Raw genomic sequence first — 15,814 nt, 5'->3', positions numbered from 1 at the left:
CTTTGGGAGGATTGAAAATGAATTATGCTTTGAAGGCTAGCGCGCTTGCGCTGACGCTCAGCCTCGCCACTACCGCGTCGCCGGCCTGGGCTGACTTCTGGTCCGACGCCGGCGCCAAATTCAAGGGCGTGACACTGCATGGCGTCACCGAAAGCACCCCGCCATCGAACTACATCAGGAACGTGCTGGCTCCGGAATTCGAAAAGAAGACCGGCATCAAGGTCGACATCGAGACGACGTCCTGGGATCAGATGTACGACAAGGCCATCAAGGACATGGAAGCCAAGACCGGCATCTATGACATGGTCTACATCGAGCAGGACATCATTTACTCCTATCTCGCCAGGAATTTCCTCGTCGACATCACGAAGACGCTGAAAGACCAGCCGGATCTCAAGGCGCCGACCTACGACGACGCCAACTTCACCAGCTTTGCCGACTACTTCAAGGACGCGAGCGGCGATCTCTTCGGTGTTCCGATGGAAGCCTTCCTGAAGGCGTATCTCTATCGCAAGGACCTCTTCGACGATCCGAAGATCAAGGAAGCCTTCAAGAAGGAAACCGGCAAAGACCTGAAGCCGGCGACCACACACGCGGAATACACCGAGATCGCCGACTTCTTCACAAAGTACGGCAAGGACAACGGTATGGAGCTCTGGGGCACCACCGCTCAGGCACATACAGGCCATCCGGCGTCCTGGTATGAATTCTTCGAGTCCATCGCGCCGACCTTCGGCGTCTACAATTGGGGCATCGACGCCAAGAACAACTATGCGGCGACGGTCGAACATGGCGGCGCGATGAACGGCGACAAGGCAAAGGCCGCGTTGAAGTACTGGCTGCACCTGCGCGACATCGCTCCTCCGGAATCGACGCAGTCAACCTGGACGGAAACTGCAACGACGTTTGCCGCAGGCCGTGTCGCCCAGGGACTGATCTACGGTGAGAACGCCGCGTGGATCGCAAGTGATCCGGCGCAGTCGAAGGTGGTCGGCCAGGTCGGTTTCGCTCTGCCGCCGCTCGAGCCGGGCGTGCTGGACGACGCGAAAGCCGGAAAGGGTTATATCGGCTATTACGATGGCGGTGCCTTCGGCGTGCCGGTCACGTCCAAGAACAAGGAAGCGTCGCTGCTGTTCCTCGAATTCATCGGTCAGAACGAAGTGCAGCCCGATTGGGCGATCGCCGCACCGCGCATCACCAATACGGCGACGTTCGACGATCCGAAGGTGAAGGAGATGGACGTCAAGCTCGGCGGCTTCTACACAATGCTGAAGGACGACGGCAAGCTCTTCGCCGGCGCTCCCCCCTACCCCTTCCATGCGCAGGTGCGTGAAGCGACCGCTCCTATCTTCTACGACATCCTGACCGGCAAGATCGGGCCCGATGAAGGCCTCGACCAGATGGCGGCCAAGGCCGAAGAAGAGCTCACTTCGCTCGGCTATCGCAAATAAAACATCCTCCCCAACTTGACGGGTCGTTCCGACGACCCGTCATCTTCCGTTCCCAGATGGAGCGGACGTCCACATAACGTTCAATGGGGGATAGGCGATGCATTCGCAGAAGCTCGGGTGGCTGTTGCTGTCACCGACCATAGTGATCCTCGGACTGTTCGGGATCTTTCCTTTCATCTACGTCCTCTGGGTCTCTTTCCATTCATGGAACCCGTTCGCGGCCAATCCCGGCATGATTTTCAACTGGGCTGAGAACTATCGGCGGCTCGTCTTCGACCCGCAGTTCCTGGCATCGCTCGGTATAACCCTGACATTCGTCTTCTTCGCGGTCGTGTCAGAGCTGGTCCTTGGCTACATCCTCGCCCAGGCGCTGCTCAAGGACTTTCCCGGAAAAGCGGTGTTTCGCACGATCCATACGCTGCCGCTGATCATGGCGCCGATCATCGTCGGCTCAGTCTGGAAGCTGATGACCACCCCGTCCATCGGCATCATTCCCTATCTTCTGAGGAGTTGGTTCGGCTACGATCTGAATATCGGCCAGAGCGCCGTCGCGGCCTTCACCGTCACTGTCATCATGGACATCTGGCACTGGACGCCGCTCGTCACCCTCTCGCTGATCGCCGCACTCGTCTCGCTTCCATCAGACCCCTTCGAGCAGGCGCAGATCGACGGCGCCGGCAAAAGCCAGATCTTCTGGCACATCACGCTCCCCCTGATCCGCCCGGCCCTGCTCGCCACGGTGTTCATCAGGCTGATGGACGCGCTGCGCACCGTCGACGAAGTCCTGATGCTGACCGGCGGCGGTCCGGGTTCTTCGACGCGCTACATCGGCGTCCATATCTTCAGGGAAGTCTTTCCCAAGACGAATTACGGCTACGGTTCGGCGATCTCCGTCATCGTCCTCTATCTCACCATCGTCGTCTGCTGGCTGCTCTATGTCGGCCTGATTGCGCCCCGCGTGAAGAGAGGTTGAAGTGATGAAGACCCGTTTTCCCTGGCTTCCGGTCGTCCTGTGGACCTTGATAAGCCTCGCGACCCTTTTCCCGATCTACTGGCTCTTCGTCATATCGGTGAAACAGCCGTTCGACCTGTTTTCGACGCCCGATGTCATTCTCCGGAGCTTCTTCTGGAAGAATTACCAGGACGTGCTGACCAATCCGACCTTGCGCGGATACATGCTCAACTCGATGATCATTTCGTCGGGCAACGCGCTGCTCGTCACCACGCTCGGCTTCCTTGCCTGCTACGCCCTGACGCGCTTCGACCTCGCCGGCAAGGAAAGCATCTTCTTCTGGACGATCACCAACCGCATGGCGCCGCCGGCGGTCTTCCTGCTGCCGCTTTTCCTGCTGCTGACGCAGGTCTACAGGATCGGCGACTTCTCGCTCGCCGATTCCAAGCTGGGCATGATCCTGGTCTATTGCTCCTTCAACCTTCCCTTCGCCATCTGGACGCTGCGTCCGACCGTGGAAGGCATTCCGAAGGAATTGGACGAGGCGGCCTACATGGACGGCGCGAGCCCATGGACCGTCCTCTATGATATCATCTTTCCTTTGGCACGGCCCGGACTTGCGGTGACGCTGATCCTGACCTGGGTGTTTGCGTGGAACGAATACCTGCTGGCAGCGACGCTTACCAATTTCCATGCGCGGACTCTGACCACCGGCCTGTCGGAATATGTGACGACGACGGGGACGGCCTGGGGCATCATGGCCGCGATCTCAATGCTGACATTGGTTCCGGCGCTCATCGTCTTTTCGGTGGTCCAGCGTCACATCGTCGCCGGCCTGACCTTCGGCGCCGTGAAAGGATGAAACGATGACGTCTCAATCAGAAAATAACGAACCCAAGCCAGGCTTCCTGCCGATCGAAACGAACTGGTTCGACCGGCTCTTCATCTCGATCGTGATCTGGGTCGCGCTCTCGCTGTTCTGGATGCGGTTCATCGAACCGTTCGGGCTTTCGGTATGGTTTGCGGCGGCGATCTCGGCAGTCCTTGGCGCCTATATCGTCTGGAAGGGATGAGATGATGAATTCCGTCAACGACATCAAGTCACAATCTGCACTGCTTTAGGGGGAACGACATTGGCAAACGTACAGATTAGCGACGTCACCAAGAAATATGGCTCTCTTCAGGTCATGCATGGCGTCAGCGTCGACATCGAGGACGGCGAATTCGTCGTGCTGGTCGGTCCATCCGGCTGCGGCAAATCCACCCTGCTCCGGATGATCGCCGGGCTGGAGACGGTCAGCAGCGGAGATATCCGGATCGGCAGCCGTGTCGTCACCAACGCTCCCCCGAAGGAGCGTGACATCGCGATGGTGTTTCAGAGCTACGCGCTCTATCCCCACAAGACCGTCGCCGAGAATATGGGCTTTCCGCTGAAAATGGCCAAGCGTCCGAAGGCTGAGATCGACGAGAAGGTTGGCAGGGCAGCCGAGATCCTCGACCTGACGCGTTATCTCGACCGCTATCCGAAACAGCTGTCGGGCGGACAGCGCCAACGCGTGGCGATGGGCCGTGCCATCGTGCGCGATCCGCAGGTCTTCCTCTTCGACGAGCCGTTGTCGAATCTCGACGCCAAACTCCGCGTCACCATGCGCGTCGAGATCAAGGAGCTTCACCAGCGGCTGAAGACCACCACAGTCTACGTCACGCACGATCAGATCGAGGCGATGACGATGGCCAACAAGATCGTGGTGATGCGCGACGGCAGGGTCGAGCAGATCGGCAAGCCTCTCGATCTCTACGACTTCCCCGTCAACCTCTTCGTCGCCGGCTTCATCGGCAGCCCATCAATGAACTTCCTTCAGGGCCGCATAGCCACAAGCGACGGCAGGAAGGTCGTCGTCACCGACCAGGGCATCACCCTTCCGCTGGCGGACACAAATGCGGATGAAGGACGAGCCGTGACCTACGGTATCCGACCGGAGCACATCACGATCGGCGAGGAAGGCGTTCCCGTCGAAGTCTCGGTGTTCGAGCCGACGGGTTCAGAGACATTGATCTTCGGTCGCACGGGAGGCGTGCCGATCGACGCCCTGATCCGTGAGCGTATCGAGGTCGACCCCGGACGGACGATGTACTTCCACATCGATCCCCGACGTGCGCATATCTTCGATCGGGAAACAGGCCAGAGACTGTAGGAGGACGACCCATGGAGTTCAGAGGAAAGACGGTGATCGTGACCGGCGCCGGCAAAGGCATCGGACGCGAAATTGTAAGGATGCTCGTCGAACGGGGTGCGCAGGTCGTCGCCCTGACCCGCAGTGCCGCCGACGTCGACGCGCTGCGAGGGGAATTCGGCTGCCGGGCAATCCAGGTCGATCTCGCAGACGCCGATGCGACCAGACAGGCGGCGATCGCCGCCCTTCCCGCAGATTTCCTGATCAACTGCGCCGGCACGACCGAGCTTCAGCCATTCCTGGAGACAACCGTCGAAGCATTCGATCGCCTTGTCGCGGTCAACACGCGTGCTCCGATGATCGTTGCCCAGGAATATGCCCGCTCGCTGATCAAGGAAGGCCGTCCAGGCGCCATCGTCAATGTCTCGTCGGTCGCATCCTTCGTCGGCATCCCCGACCACGCAGCCTATTGTGCATCGAAGGGTGGATTGGATGGCTTGACGCGCGTCATGGCAAAGGAGCTTGCGCCTCACGGCATCCGCGCAAACGGCGTCCACCCAACGGTGACGTTGACGCCAATGGCGGTGAAGGCATGGAGCGATCCCGAGAAGGCCGCGGGGATGATGAAGCGAATTCCGGTCGGTCGCTTCGCTGAGCCGGCAGACATTGCCGAGGTTGTTCTTTTCCTGCTGTCCGACCAGGCTGCCATGGTGAATGGCATATCGATGCCGGTGGACGGCGGCTACATGATTGCCTGAAGTTCAGGACGAACGTGTCGTACGAGCCTGCGATTGCAATAGGGGATGCGGCGAGGTTGACCGCCGCACCAAACGGCGCAGTTCATCCTGATCAACAAAATGATCCGTCACGCCAGCCTCTTTATCCGGATGGCTGAAGACAAGTCCGTCTGAATCCTCAAGCTTCAGAGCTTGCTCCGTATTCATGATCCCCAGTGCCTGGCGCTCGTATTCGGACTCAAGCGCCGCCTCGACGATGGCTTTTTTCTTGCGCATGTCCATTTCCTCCGTTGCTCAAATGGTAACGGACGGGCGGACTCGCGGTTCCCATCAGGGCATCACGATATGAGACCCATTGAAACGAATGCTCGCCGATAACATTGCCCGCCATCGCGCGGGCCGAACTGTTTTTATGCCCTCGCTGCGAGGTTTGGCGCTGCCACAGCATGGCACTATCGATCACCGCGCCGCCGGTGAGGCGGCAAGAACGGGCAGTCGTCTGAGATTTGATGAACAACGCCGGCAAGATAGGCGGAGGAGCTGCGATCGTTTTGAGGGGTCTTTTTATTCGTCAAGCAGTTCCCGCAGCGAGAAATATTTTTGACAATTAGCAAATCCTCACGAACTCGACCTCCAACAGCTTTCCTAACTTTTCGATGCTGCTCCCAATGTGTCCGACGCCGACTGCGCAATGATGCGCCGGTCCTTCGGCGTTCCAATTCTCGACGAACGCGCGCGCCCCGATTGGAAACTGATAGCGGCTGTTGGTGTTTCCAATCTCCAGGATCGGTCCGGGCACCGATTGTCCTTCGGCGCACAACAGCTTCACTTTTCCGGCGCACTCCACCACGGAGAGCAGTGTTACCGGGCCATTCTTAACCGACATTTCGACACTTACGCCGGAGCCGACCTTGCCGTGATAGACCTCCAGAGGACGGATCTTGGTTCGACCCTCTGCAATTTTGGTATGGCCTGGGCCATCATGGCCCATTAGGACCACATCTGCATCGAAATCCATTGCATAATATTCGGTGAAGGAACCTCCGGTGCCGAAGCTGTCCATGATCTTCATGGCCTGCGCGTTCTTGATCTCATATTCGCCAGCAACCGGTATGCCTTCGGCGGTGAGCATCGAACAACCAACGATTACCGACGTGATGACGTCCTCGTATTCATGCCCGGACACCGATTCATAATAATAGGCGAGCGAGCCGAGACGCTTCGCGTCGACGAGTTTGCGCAGCGCGACAGCAGTTCTTGCCGCCCGCGCCAGTTCGTCTGGATCGCAATCCGGCTGCACGTCGAATTCCGTTCGGATTCTGTCCAAGCAGGCCGCCACTTCCGCCTCGCCAACGTCGCGTCTGAGGCGTGCTAGTTCGTCAATCTCCACCACTTCGATGTGTGTCCCGAATGCCGTGCTTTGGGCTGTGAGATCGGAATAGATATCGAGCATGCCGTTGTAATAGCGCCCCATGACGCCAAGGCGATTATGCGACATGACGTGGGCTACCCGTGCGGCCTCGATCCACTCCTCGATCTCGTTGTCGACAAACGGGTCATCGTTGAGAACGCCTGTTACTTGGTGGAACCGAATGCCCGCTCGAGTGAACACATTGGCAATCTCGGGCACCGGGCATGCAGCGCAGTGCGCCAGCCACTCGCCGGTCATGGCAGTCCTGTTGCCGAGTGCGTTGAAGGACGCGTAGTCGATCGCACCAGCCGGCTGCAGATTCAAAATAATGACCGGCACCTTTGCACGCCGAACAACCGGCAAGACGGTCGACGATAGAGCGTAGGTGGTGATGTAAAGGAAAATGATATCGACATCGGCCTGGCGAAACAGATGGCCGGCATCGACGGCCTTCTCCGGCGTATCGACGAGGCCAAGATTGACGACTTCGACCCCGGGCCGTTCCAGCTTGGACGCGACGACATGTACATATCCCCGCAGCCTTGCTTCGAGACCGGCAAACTGCGGCCAATAGGCCTCCAGACCGATACCGAACAGGCCGGCCTTCAAAGGGCGATCAGACATTCCAATTTCTCCTGGAATTATAGCGGGGTCAGCCCTGCAGGCGGACACGAAGCTGGTCGAGGCCCACGGCCAGAAGCAACACGACACCGCGCGTGACATCCTGCCAGAAACTGGACACGTTCATGAGGGTCAGGCCGTTGTTCAGAGTTCCGAGGATCAGCACCGCAATCAGCGTACCCCAGACGCTTCCCCGCCCGCCAAAGAGGCTGGTGCCTCCAAGAATGATAGCGGCGATGATCGTCAGCAGATGCTGACTTGCTGCATTCGGGGCGGCCGCGCCGAGCATTGCTGCAAGAATGATACCGGCGGCAGCGCCTGAAATGCCTGAGATCACGTAGAGGATCATCTGGGTGCGCTCGACAGGCACGCCGAGAAGGCTGCTGGCCTCGGGATTGCCGCCGGTTGCGTAGACAAACCGTCCGAACGGCGTCTTGGCAAGCACGAGCCAAAGGACGGCAAAGACGATCAGCATGACGATGACGGGAAACGGCACGGAAAAGATGCGACCTGAACCAAGCCAGTTGAAGGCCGGCACGAAAAGCGGCTTGCTCAAGCCACCCGTCATGACCATCGACAGGCCCGAGAAGATGCTCATCGTCCCGAGTGTCGCGATCAGGGGATTGAGGCGCAGCTTGGTGACGATCACGCCATTCAAAATTCCGACCCCGGCGCCGATGACCAAGGCTGTCAGGCATCCAACCCAGATATTGATCCCGTTGGAATGCATCAATGCAACGATGACGCCGGCCAGTCCGGCAACGGCAGCCACCGACAGGTCGAGTCCACCGCCAATGATCAGCGGCGTTCCGGCTGCGGCCATGAGCCCGATGAAGGCCATGTTCGTGCCGATATTGGCAAGATTGCTCACCGACAGAAAGAACGGCGACAGCATAGCGAAAGTCGCAAGAAGGATGACATAGAAGCCCAGCAGAACCACGATCCCGGCGGCCGGTCTGGCAAGGATGTCCGTCATCGACTGGCGTTGGCTGGTCGTCTTGGGTTCGCTTGCAACGATCGAGTTTGACTTGTTCATGCTTTCTCCAATTCGTTCGTAGCAGACACGGAGTGCGACTCCGCCGCCTGCATCAGCTCGGCCGCCGATGCATTGGCTCCCAATGCGGCCACGGCCCGGCCCTCTTCGAAGACGATCGCTCGGTCGGCAAGACCGGCGACTTCCTCAGCGTCCGATGAGACGAGGAGTATGCTCAATCCGTTCGCTGCGAGCCGGCGGATCTCCTCATAAATCTCTCGTCGAGCGCCGAGGTCGACCCCGCGGGTCGGTTCCTCGAGAATGAGCAGCTTGGGGTCGCCGAGCAGCCATCGCGCCAGGCACACTTTCTGCTGGTTGCCGCCGGACAGGAGTCTTATTTCCTGCTCCGGACCCGTCGTCTTGACGCGCAGGGTGCGGATCCAGTGTTGCGACATTGCCCGCTCCCGATTGTCATCGACGAGCCCGAAGCGCGTAAAGCGCGTGAGGTAAGGAAGGGTCGTGTTGGTACGGACGGTGAGGTTGGCGATCAGGCCTTGCCGCTTGCGTTCGGCTGCAACGAAACCAATACCGCTTCGAATGCTTGCCCGCGGGTTCGACAACGCCGTTTCGGCTGTCCCCATCCGGATTGAACGGACCTTCGCCTTGGGCTCCGCCCCATAAATGGCTCTGCCGACCTTCTCAATCCCGGAGCCGATCAGGCCGAACGCACCCAGGACCTCGCCGCGGCGCACCGAAAAGGACACGTCGCTGAGCCAGCCTGGCAGCGACAGTCCTTCGACAGCCAGGATCGTCTCGTCCGGCAGGGATTGCGGCTTTGCCGGAAAAAGATCGCCGAGATCGCCTCCCAGCATCGCCCGCAGCACCTCGTCGTGACTGGTGGCGCTCGTCTGGAACTGTCCGCGTACCTCGCCGTCCCGCAACACGACGATCCGGTCGGAGAGGCGAAACACCTCGTCGAGGTAGTGGGAGATATAGATGATCGTGACGCCGTCGGCGCGAAGCGCATCGATCACCCCGAACAGGGTTTCGGCATCTGCTTCTCCGAGTGCAGCAGTCGGTTCATCCATGATCAGAATACGGGCCTGGCCGGCCAATGCCCGGGCGATCTCGACGATCCGCTGCTCCGGAAGCGATAGTGATCCCATTCTCCGGCTCGCAGAGACATGACCGAGCTTCAGTCGGCCGAGCAGCGTCGTCGCTTGCCTCTGCATGGCGGCACGGTCGACGAAACTTATGCCGGCGATCTTGCGCTGGGGCATCGATCCCAACGCGATGTTCTCCGCGACCGACAAGTCCGGATGCACGGACAGTTCCTGCGGCATCAAGCGAATGCCCGATGCTATGGCCGCACGTGCCGACGTGATGTCGACTGCGGCCCCATCGATCTGTATATGTCCGGCGTCGCAGGAATAGACGCCGGACAGGATCTTCATCAGCGTGGATTTGCCTGCACCGTTGGCGCCGAGCAGTGCCACGACCTCGCCGGCATCGGCCGAACATGTGACGTTTTTCAGGACCTGCACGCCGGAGAAGGACTTCGTGACGTTGGTGATTTGGAGCCGCGCTACGCGGCTCTCCGTGCTCGATACCGTCTGCATCAAAATCTCCTCCGACCCCAGATCATTGCTTGGGGAGAATTGCCTCGTAGCCCTTCAACCAATTCTCTTTTTTCAGACCAGAGAGATAGCTTGCGAACTCTGCCTCGGGAAAGGTGTAACCGTCGGCTTCACCGGCGCACGCGAATTCCTTGTAGAATTTGCAGATGTTTGCCTTGGTTACCATCTGATGGGTGACGAAGGTTGCCTCCGGCACGGCCTTGCCGGCGAGCGCAGACAGTGCAATCGGAATGAGATAATTCCCGTAGCTGCCTGGAAACGAACCCGTCGCCGCCACGAGTTTCGGGTCCGTGGCAAGCGCCTCGGCTTCATCCGCGCCGTTGCCGACGGCTATGGCCTGATCAACACGTCCGGCTGCTCGGACGGCCTGCAGCATGCCCATGGTCGCCTGGTCGTTGATCGCGATGATCAGGATCGGCGCTCCTGGCGGAATGCGGCCGAGTACGTTGTTCATCTGGGTATAGGATTCCTGCAGCGTATTCTTCGTATCGATCTCGATGATGTGGTCGGCCGGGAAATCCTTGGTCAGGGCTAGGAAGCCGGCGCGCTGACCTTCCGTGCGCATGCGCGGGATGACGCCCGACTGGGGCAGTGCGCCGATGACGAGATAGCCGCTTTTTACCGTGTCCGCGCCAAACTGTTTTGCCGCAGCCGTTGCAAGGTAGGACCCGCCCATGAAACCGGACTTCGGATTGTTCACGCCGAAGAAACTTGCACCGGGCATGGGGATATCGATTGCCGTGACCTTGGTGCCGTCTTGCTTGAACACGTCCATCACGGTCTGACCGAAGTTTGCGTCGGTCTGAAACTCGATGACATAGTCAACCTTGCGTTCGGCAAAAGACTTGGCATTGGCAAGCGCGGTCGGGCCATCGAGTCGGTTGTCGGCGACGACGAGTTCCACGCCGGCAGCATCCGCGTTTGCCTGAATGCCTTTCTCCACGAGCACGCCGAAAGCGATGTCACGCTGAAGATTGGCGAAGCCGATGCTGTACTTGCTGCCGTTTTTCGGAGGCGTCACTTTCGACGCGTCGGCGGCCATGGCCTGGAGAGCCTCGGCCGAAAGCATATTGCCGTCGAACTTCGCGGGATCGAACCCGTGGAAATCATCGGCATAGGCAGCAGATGCGGCGAGGCAAGCGGCTGCGACCAGCAGTCTGGCGTGAGTTTTCATATCTATTCTCCTCCCAGCCCCTACCCTCCCCGGCAGCGGCGATAGCTGATGCAATCAGCGTTCGGCAAAATTCGATCAACTTTGCCCTGACCTGATGACGGTACCATCGGCCACACCTGTTGACACGACGCCAAAATCCACAAAAGTGATCATTTGCATACAAAAAATGATCCTAAAAAGGCGACGTCAAATGACGGAAAACTACTTCGTCTACATGCCTGACAACAGAATTTCTGCAGCATGGGGCTGCACCGCTGTCTCGACGGGCTATTCGGTCATTGCGCCGCACTCCGATTACCCTCCGAGCCGTCATCCGGACGACCATCACTTCAGCTGGTCTCGCGGCCGCATCCTTCAGGCCTATCAGGTCGTGCTGATCAGCGCCGGCAACGGGAAGCTCGAATTCGGCAACCTGCGCCGACAGGTGCGCGTCACGGAAGGATCGATTTTTCTCCTGTTCCCGGGCGTGTGGCACAGGTTCGCGCCCGATCGGCGAACCGGCTGGACCGAGCACTGGATAGAGTGCCGGGGAACCGCTTTCGACTTTGCAGTGGATGCTGGCCTCCTGCATGTCGAACGCCCGCTCAACCCGGCAAGCGATGAGATCAATCATGTGTTCGCCGCCATCCATGACTTGGCGCGGCAGGATCCCGTGCTTCATCAGCTGGTGATATCCACGCTCGGGTTGCAGCTCCTTGCGCTGCTCTGCCGGCCGGACGATCTGGCAACCGGCGCCGGCGCGCGCCTCGTCGATCGGGCGCGCATGATCCTGATGGAGCGCTGCGGAACTTCACAATCGGTCGAGGATCTCGCAGCAGAGATGGGGGTGAGCTACCCCTATTTTCGCCGGCTGTTTCGTGAGCAAACCGGGATGTCGGCGAAACAGTATCAAATGAACGTCCGTGTTCAGCGAGCACGCGACTTCCTAGTAAATACCGACAAATCGGTAAAAGAAATCGCCGGCCTGCTCGGCTTTCATTCCGCCTTCCATTTTTCCAGCCAATTCAAAAATGCGGTTGGCTGCGCACCGACGGAATATCGTAGGACCTCTGAGAATTGAGAAGTCTGCCGATCCGTGGCACCGCGCGATCCCAGACGTCCCTCAGTCTGTCTTCGATGTCCGGAACCAGCGGCAGCGTCGAAGACGCAGAAAAGATCATCGCGCAATATGGAGCCGATCGGAAGGCATCCGACAAGGCTGCATGCCGTTTCGCGGCGTAGAAACGAGAGCGGCTGCTCGACGCTGCAACCAGTGGAGAAGCCGCATGTCCGCCAGTCGCTGAAGAGGCGGCGCGCCGGGCAATGGGAACCACAGTTTTCGGAAGACCTCTTATTTCATTGAAAGCTAATTTGAACTCCGTTAGCTTCCTTTGCGGGAGGACTACAATGCAACACATTGATTCGATTACTGCCGAGCCTATCGTAGCGGCGAAGGTCTGGTGCATCGCGGACTTCTGCTCGCAGCACCGATTGGATGGCAAGGAGCAAGCCAAGCTTACTGCTTTGTTCGGTGAGTTCGCGACCATCAGCGAACTCGTCCACAATGTAACGCGTAGATCAAGGTCAAGGTGAAGAGGCCGACCCGCGAAACGGCTGACGTTCCATGCGCTCACCTGGCCGGCGGCACCAGCGAGCGTGCGATATCGATGATGTCGTCACGCGAGGTGGTCGGGTCTTCCCTGTTCCAGGCCATCACGATATGAGACCCGTTGAAACGAACGAACGAACGCCGGTACTGGCGACACCGCCTAACCCGGCGAGACGTCAGGCCCACCGGCGGCTCTTTGAATTAAGCGGGCAACCACTTCAGTGCGGTTCTGCGCCTGCAACTTGCGCATTATGTGTTGCAAATGCATCTTCACTGTATGCCCCGACAAATTGAGTTTTCCTGCAATCACCTTATTTGAACAGCCGCATTGCAACTCTGCGAGGACATCCGCTTCCCGGGGAGTGAAATCAGCGATCGCCAAGTACTGCGTCCTATCATCCAAGCTCTTTTCGGCTTCATTTCTGGCCGGACTATGCTCGTTTGAGCCGTTTGTACCAGCTCCCAATAGCTGCGGGAAAAATGTTCCTCCTGCCAGAACGAGACGAAGACCGGCAAGAGCAATGTCAATGGGAAGTGAAGTCGAGAATAAGCCGCGGATGCCCATCTTGAGTGCCTGACGGGCTATGATGGCGTCATCCGTACCTGAGAGCAACGTGACAGGAGCCTCAGGAAAACGTGCAGCAATCGCCGCGAGATCATCACGCAGGCTGGTGCTCTCAACACTTCTGCCAGCCAGGCCCAATACAATCAAACGCACCTCTGCTCCAAGAGCACTATCGAGACTCTCGGTTGAGATCAAATCTATAACGTTCCACCCGGCGAGTTCACGCTCAAGAAGCTTCACCACGGTGGTGCGCGCCAATGTAGAATTCTCGATGATGATCACAGTTGGTGCATTGCGCCCGATACGGCGCCTAGTTCCAGTAATGTCGGACACTTGCGTGCTCCCCACGAATATTTGCAACGCAACAGCTATTCATATTATTCCTGTTCTCACTACATGTCATGAGAAAAAGTGAGTGTATTTCGGATATTAATAGTCTGACCTCTCATGATAATTCTTATAGTTTATAAGATATCAACGATAGATAACTGGGCTTGCAGAGCACATTGAAGAGATTTTTCATGAATTCCTGCTGGTTCGACTTGTCGCTGCAGACTTTCCAGCTTCGCCGAATTCACGTACGGCAAGCGCGTCAACAAAGCTTTCAAAGGCACTGAAAAGGCAACCGATCTGCTACAGACCCATTTCGGAAAGCGCCATTGGATATAACGAGTTGCCGATCGGCTCGGCTTTGTTTCCATATCTCAATTCAAAGCAGTCGCAGACCCGACAGCAAAAAAGCCTGAGATCGCTGACTACCCGTTATGATTAGTGAAACTGTGCTCTAATGACGCATTAATACCAGTTAGCATTGTTCTCCCGCAGACAGCACTGCGCCGGCACCGACCGATAGCGGCCGGAGGTCACGGCCCCTGGCGGCCGAAATCGGCGACAATGCGGATGAGGTCATGGTGGAATGTTCAGTTCTGAGTGAGCCGACCGTTGCGTGCCATGTCGGCCCAAAAGACGAGAGCCCGGCGGAGGAAGCGTTCAACATATGGCCTGATAATGGCACAAAGAACGGTTTCGTGCGGTTGAGCCTCCGCAATGCAAGTGGGGAGGCTATTCGCTAGAGCAATTCCAGCAAAAGTGCATTGCGGTTTTTGCGTCCGGAATTACGTGGAAACAAAGAGATAGAGCATTTCCGTGCTTCGAAGAAAAATGGAAAGGCTCTAGCCATGCATGAAGCTCAGAATGTCGTCTACGAGAGCCGAATGGGCATCCGTGAGGTTACCGTCTCCACCGTGGCCCGCGATGCCGGCCAACTGAAGCGCTTGCTGATCATAGAGAACATGATCGGTCTGTTGGGCATCCGCCGTCCCGCCGGCGGGAACGGCAATGTTGATGGGATGGAAATAGCCGAAATTGACGTCTACCATGCTGCCGGTTGACGATCCGTCCCCACCGCCGCCACCTGCGTGATTGCCGGTATAAATCGTATCTGACGACAAGTTGAAGCCACCGCCATTGCCGCCGATGCCTGCGATCTGCACAGTGCCCTGATCGAAAATGACATTGTTTGTCTGATGAGCCTCTGCGGAGCCGCCTGCGGCGCCGATGGCGATGTTGATCGGTGAAAAGATGGCAATACTCACATCGACCATGCTGCCGACGAAATATCCATCGCCGCCATGGCCCGCATAAAAGTCGCCGGTCAATGTGAGCGCAGTTCCCGGGCTCATCGACGTGCCGTGGCTCGCGACGTTATGGTCTCCGCCCGAGCCGCCCATGCCGCCGATCTGGGTTGCGCCCTGCAGGAACAGTGCGTTGTTCGATTGCTCAGCGTGAGCCGTCGCGCCAGGGCCTGCAGCCACGGCAGTATTCACGGGGGCAAACAGCGCGACTTCGGTGCTGACGAGTCCACCGTAGAAAAGCCCATTGCCCCCGCTGCCGGCATGATTGGCGCCATCGCCGCTACCGATGGCAACATTGCCGCTTCCGCCATTCCCGCCTATCCCCGCCATTTCGGTGGGATGCTGATTGATGAGCGCGTCGTTGCCCTGGAAGGCGTCTGCACCGGAATGAGGTCCCGCAATGGCGGCATTGGACGGCGTGAAGACGGCCAGTGCGTTGCTGCTGATCACGCCTTCGCTGATCCCGTCACCACCGCTGCCGGCTGAATTATGGCTCTGACCGGAAGCGACATCCAATGGAAGCCAAGTCGGCACCAGCGCCAGATGCCCCGCGGCCACGTTGGAGGCGAGGTGTTGATCGCTGCCCGTCTTGGGCAGGTCTTCCAATGAGGGACGAGTTTCCGCCATTACCGTCTCCATTCGCCGGCGACTGCACGTCCACCGAGCATGCGGCGCTATGCAGCCTGAATTGTTCAGGCATTGTGCATCTGAACGTGGGAAAAGCAGAGCCTGCAATTCGTCTACATCCTGTCGGCTAGTGCTGTAGCCATTTGGCTGTCATGGCCGCAGCGCCCGTTGTGCGAGTTTGCGAGCATTAGAGCCTTTCCGGGTTAGATTGCAGCATTCTGTTGGCTCAAACGGAGTCGGATGGTCGACCGGCCGGCGCGCGTCGTAGCC

General features: G+C 58.5%; 14 protein-coding genes and 1 pseudogene. 7 read left to right on the top strand and 8 right to left on the bottom strand.

All coding sequences use genetic code 11. From position 1 onward, the window contains the following. Positions 1-17 precede the first annotated feature (17 nt). The 6 genes from HX899_RS32220 to HX899_RS32195 all read left to right on the top strand — a co-directional run bounded on the left by HX899_RS32220 (position 18) and on the right by HX899_RS32195 (position 5,335). Positions 18-1,451, top strand: coding sequence for an extracellular solute-binding protein (locus HX899_RS32220; RefSeq protein ID WP_064647819.1), 1,434 nt, complete (start codon positions 18-20; stop codon positions 1,449-1,451). A 97-nt stretch (positions 1,452-1,548) separates the two neighbouring features. Then, positions 1,549-2,424: a carbohydrate ABC transporter permease gene (locus HX899_RS32215; protein ID WP_003545408.1), complete on the top strand. Its 876-nt coding sequence runs from the start codon at positions 1,549-1,551 to the stop codon at positions 2,422-2,424. Positions 2,425-2,428: 4 nt separating this feature from the next. Beyond that, a complete protein-coding gene (locus HX899_RS32210; RefSeq protein WP_003556379.1) occupies positions 2,429-3,265 on the top strand; it encodes a carbohydrate ABC transporter permease in 837 nt (278 codons plus the stop codon). 4 nt (positions 3,266-3,269) lie between these two features. Continuing rightward, positions 3,270-3,476 carry a DUF2160 family membrane protein gene (locus HX899_RS32205; RefSeq protein WP_003545406.1) on the top strand — a complete coding sequence of 69 codons (207 nt, stop codon included), beginning with the start codon at positions 3,270-3,272 and terminating at the stop codon, positions 3,474-3,476. 60 nt (positions 3,477-3,536) lie between these two features. Continuing rightward, positions 3,537-4,598, top strand: coding sequence for an ABC transporter ATP-binding protein (locus HX899_RS32200; protein WP_181294386.1), 1,062 nt, complete (start codon positions 3,537-3,539; stop codon positions 4,596-4,598). 11 nt (positions 4,599-4,609) lie between these two features. After that, positions 4,610-5,335 (top strand): SDR family oxidoreductase, encoded by a 726-nt coding sequence (locus tag HX899_RS32195; protein WP_138334433.1) that lies wholly within the window; start codon positions 4,610-4,612, stop codon positions 5,333-5,335. 3 nt (positions 5,336-5,338) lie between these two features. Here HX899_RS32195 and HX899_RS32190 read toward each other — a convergent pair whose 3' ends face one another. The 5 genes from HX899_RS32190 to HX899_RS32170 all read right to left on the bottom strand — a co-directional run bounded on the left by HX899_RS32190 (position 5,339) and on the right by HX899_RS32170 (position 11,130). Beyond that, positions 5,339-5,596 carry a hypothetical protein gene (locus tag HX899_RS32190; RefSeq protein ID WP_064647809.1) on the bottom strand — a complete coding sequence of 86 codons (258 nt, stop codon included), beginning with the start codon at positions 5,594-5,596 and terminating at the stop codon, positions 5,339-5,341. 325 nt (positions 5,597-5,921) lie between these two features. Next, positions 5,922-7,349 (bottom strand): arabinose isomerase, encoded by a 1,428-nt coding sequence (locus HX899_RS32185; RefSeq protein WP_138388135.1) that lies wholly within the window; start codon positions 7,347-7,349, stop codon positions 5,922-5,924. Positions 7,350-7,377: 28 nt separating this feature from the next. After that, the gene (locus HX899_RS32180; protein ID WP_138388136.1) at positions 7,378-8,382 is read right to left on the bottom strand and encodes an ABC transporter permease; all 1,005 of its coding nucleotides are present in this window, start codon (positions 8,380-8,382) and stop codon (positions 7,378-7,380) included. Beyond that, the gene (locus tag HX899_RS32175; RefSeq protein ID WP_138388137.1) at positions 8,379-9,938 is read right to left on the bottom strand and encodes a sugar ABC transporter ATP-binding protein; all 1,560 of its coding nucleotides are present in this window, start codon (positions 9,936-9,938) and stop codon (positions 8,379-8,381) included. Before HX899_RS32175 ends, HX899_RS32180 begins: the two co-directional genes overlap by 4 nt. 22 nt (positions 9,939-9,960) lie before the next feature. After that, complete coding sequence (locus HX899_RS32170; protein ID WP_138388138.1) at positions 9,961-11,130, bottom strand: sugar ABC transporter substrate-binding protein; 1,170 nt, start codon at positions 11,128-11,130, stop codon at positions 9,961-9,963. A gap of 190 nt (positions 11,131-11,320) precedes the next feature. On the opposite strand from HX899_RS32170, the gene HX899_RS32165 reads away from it, so the two are divergent. Continuing rightward, a complete protein-coding gene (locus HX899_RS32165) occupies positions 11,321-12,190 on the top strand; it encodes an AraC family transcriptional regulator (RefSeq protein ID WP_246413133.1) in 870 nt (289 codons plus the stop codon). Between the two features lie 549 nt (positions 12,191-12,739). On the opposite strand, the pseudogene HX899_RS35375 reads toward HX899_RS32165, so the two are convergent. The 3 genes and pseudogenes from HX899_RS35375 to HX899_RS32155 all read right to left on the bottom strand — a co-directional run. After that, positions 12,740-12,823, bottom strand: a pseudogene (locus HX899_RS35375) (LysR family transcriptional regulator); the annotation flags it as partial. A gap of 55 nt (positions 12,824-12,878) precedes the next feature. Further along, positions 12,879-13,643, bottom strand: coding sequence for a response regulator transcription factor (locus HX899_RS32160; RefSeq protein WP_138388139.1), 765 nt, complete (start codon positions 13,641-13,643; stop codon positions 12,879-12,881). Positions 13,644-14,455: 812 nt separating this feature from the next. Further along, positions 14,456-15,544 carry a hypothetical protein gene (locus HX899_RS32155; protein ID WP_171599717.1) on the bottom strand — a complete coding sequence of 363 codons (1,089 nt, stop codon included), beginning with the start codon at positions 15,542-15,544 and terminating at the stop codon, positions 14,456-14,458. Positions 15,545-15,814: the final 270 nt, after the last annotated feature.

Source organism: Rhizobium sp. WYCCWR 11146, assembly GCF_013591995.1.
In the GTDB taxonomy this organism is placed as follows: domain Bacteria; phylum Pseudomonadota; class Alphaproteobacteria; order Rhizobiales; family Rhizobiaceae; genus Rhizobium; species Rhizobium indicum.
The sequence above is the reverse complement of the archived record's forward strand: the minus strand, read 5'-3'. Positions and strand labels throughout refer to the sequence as shown.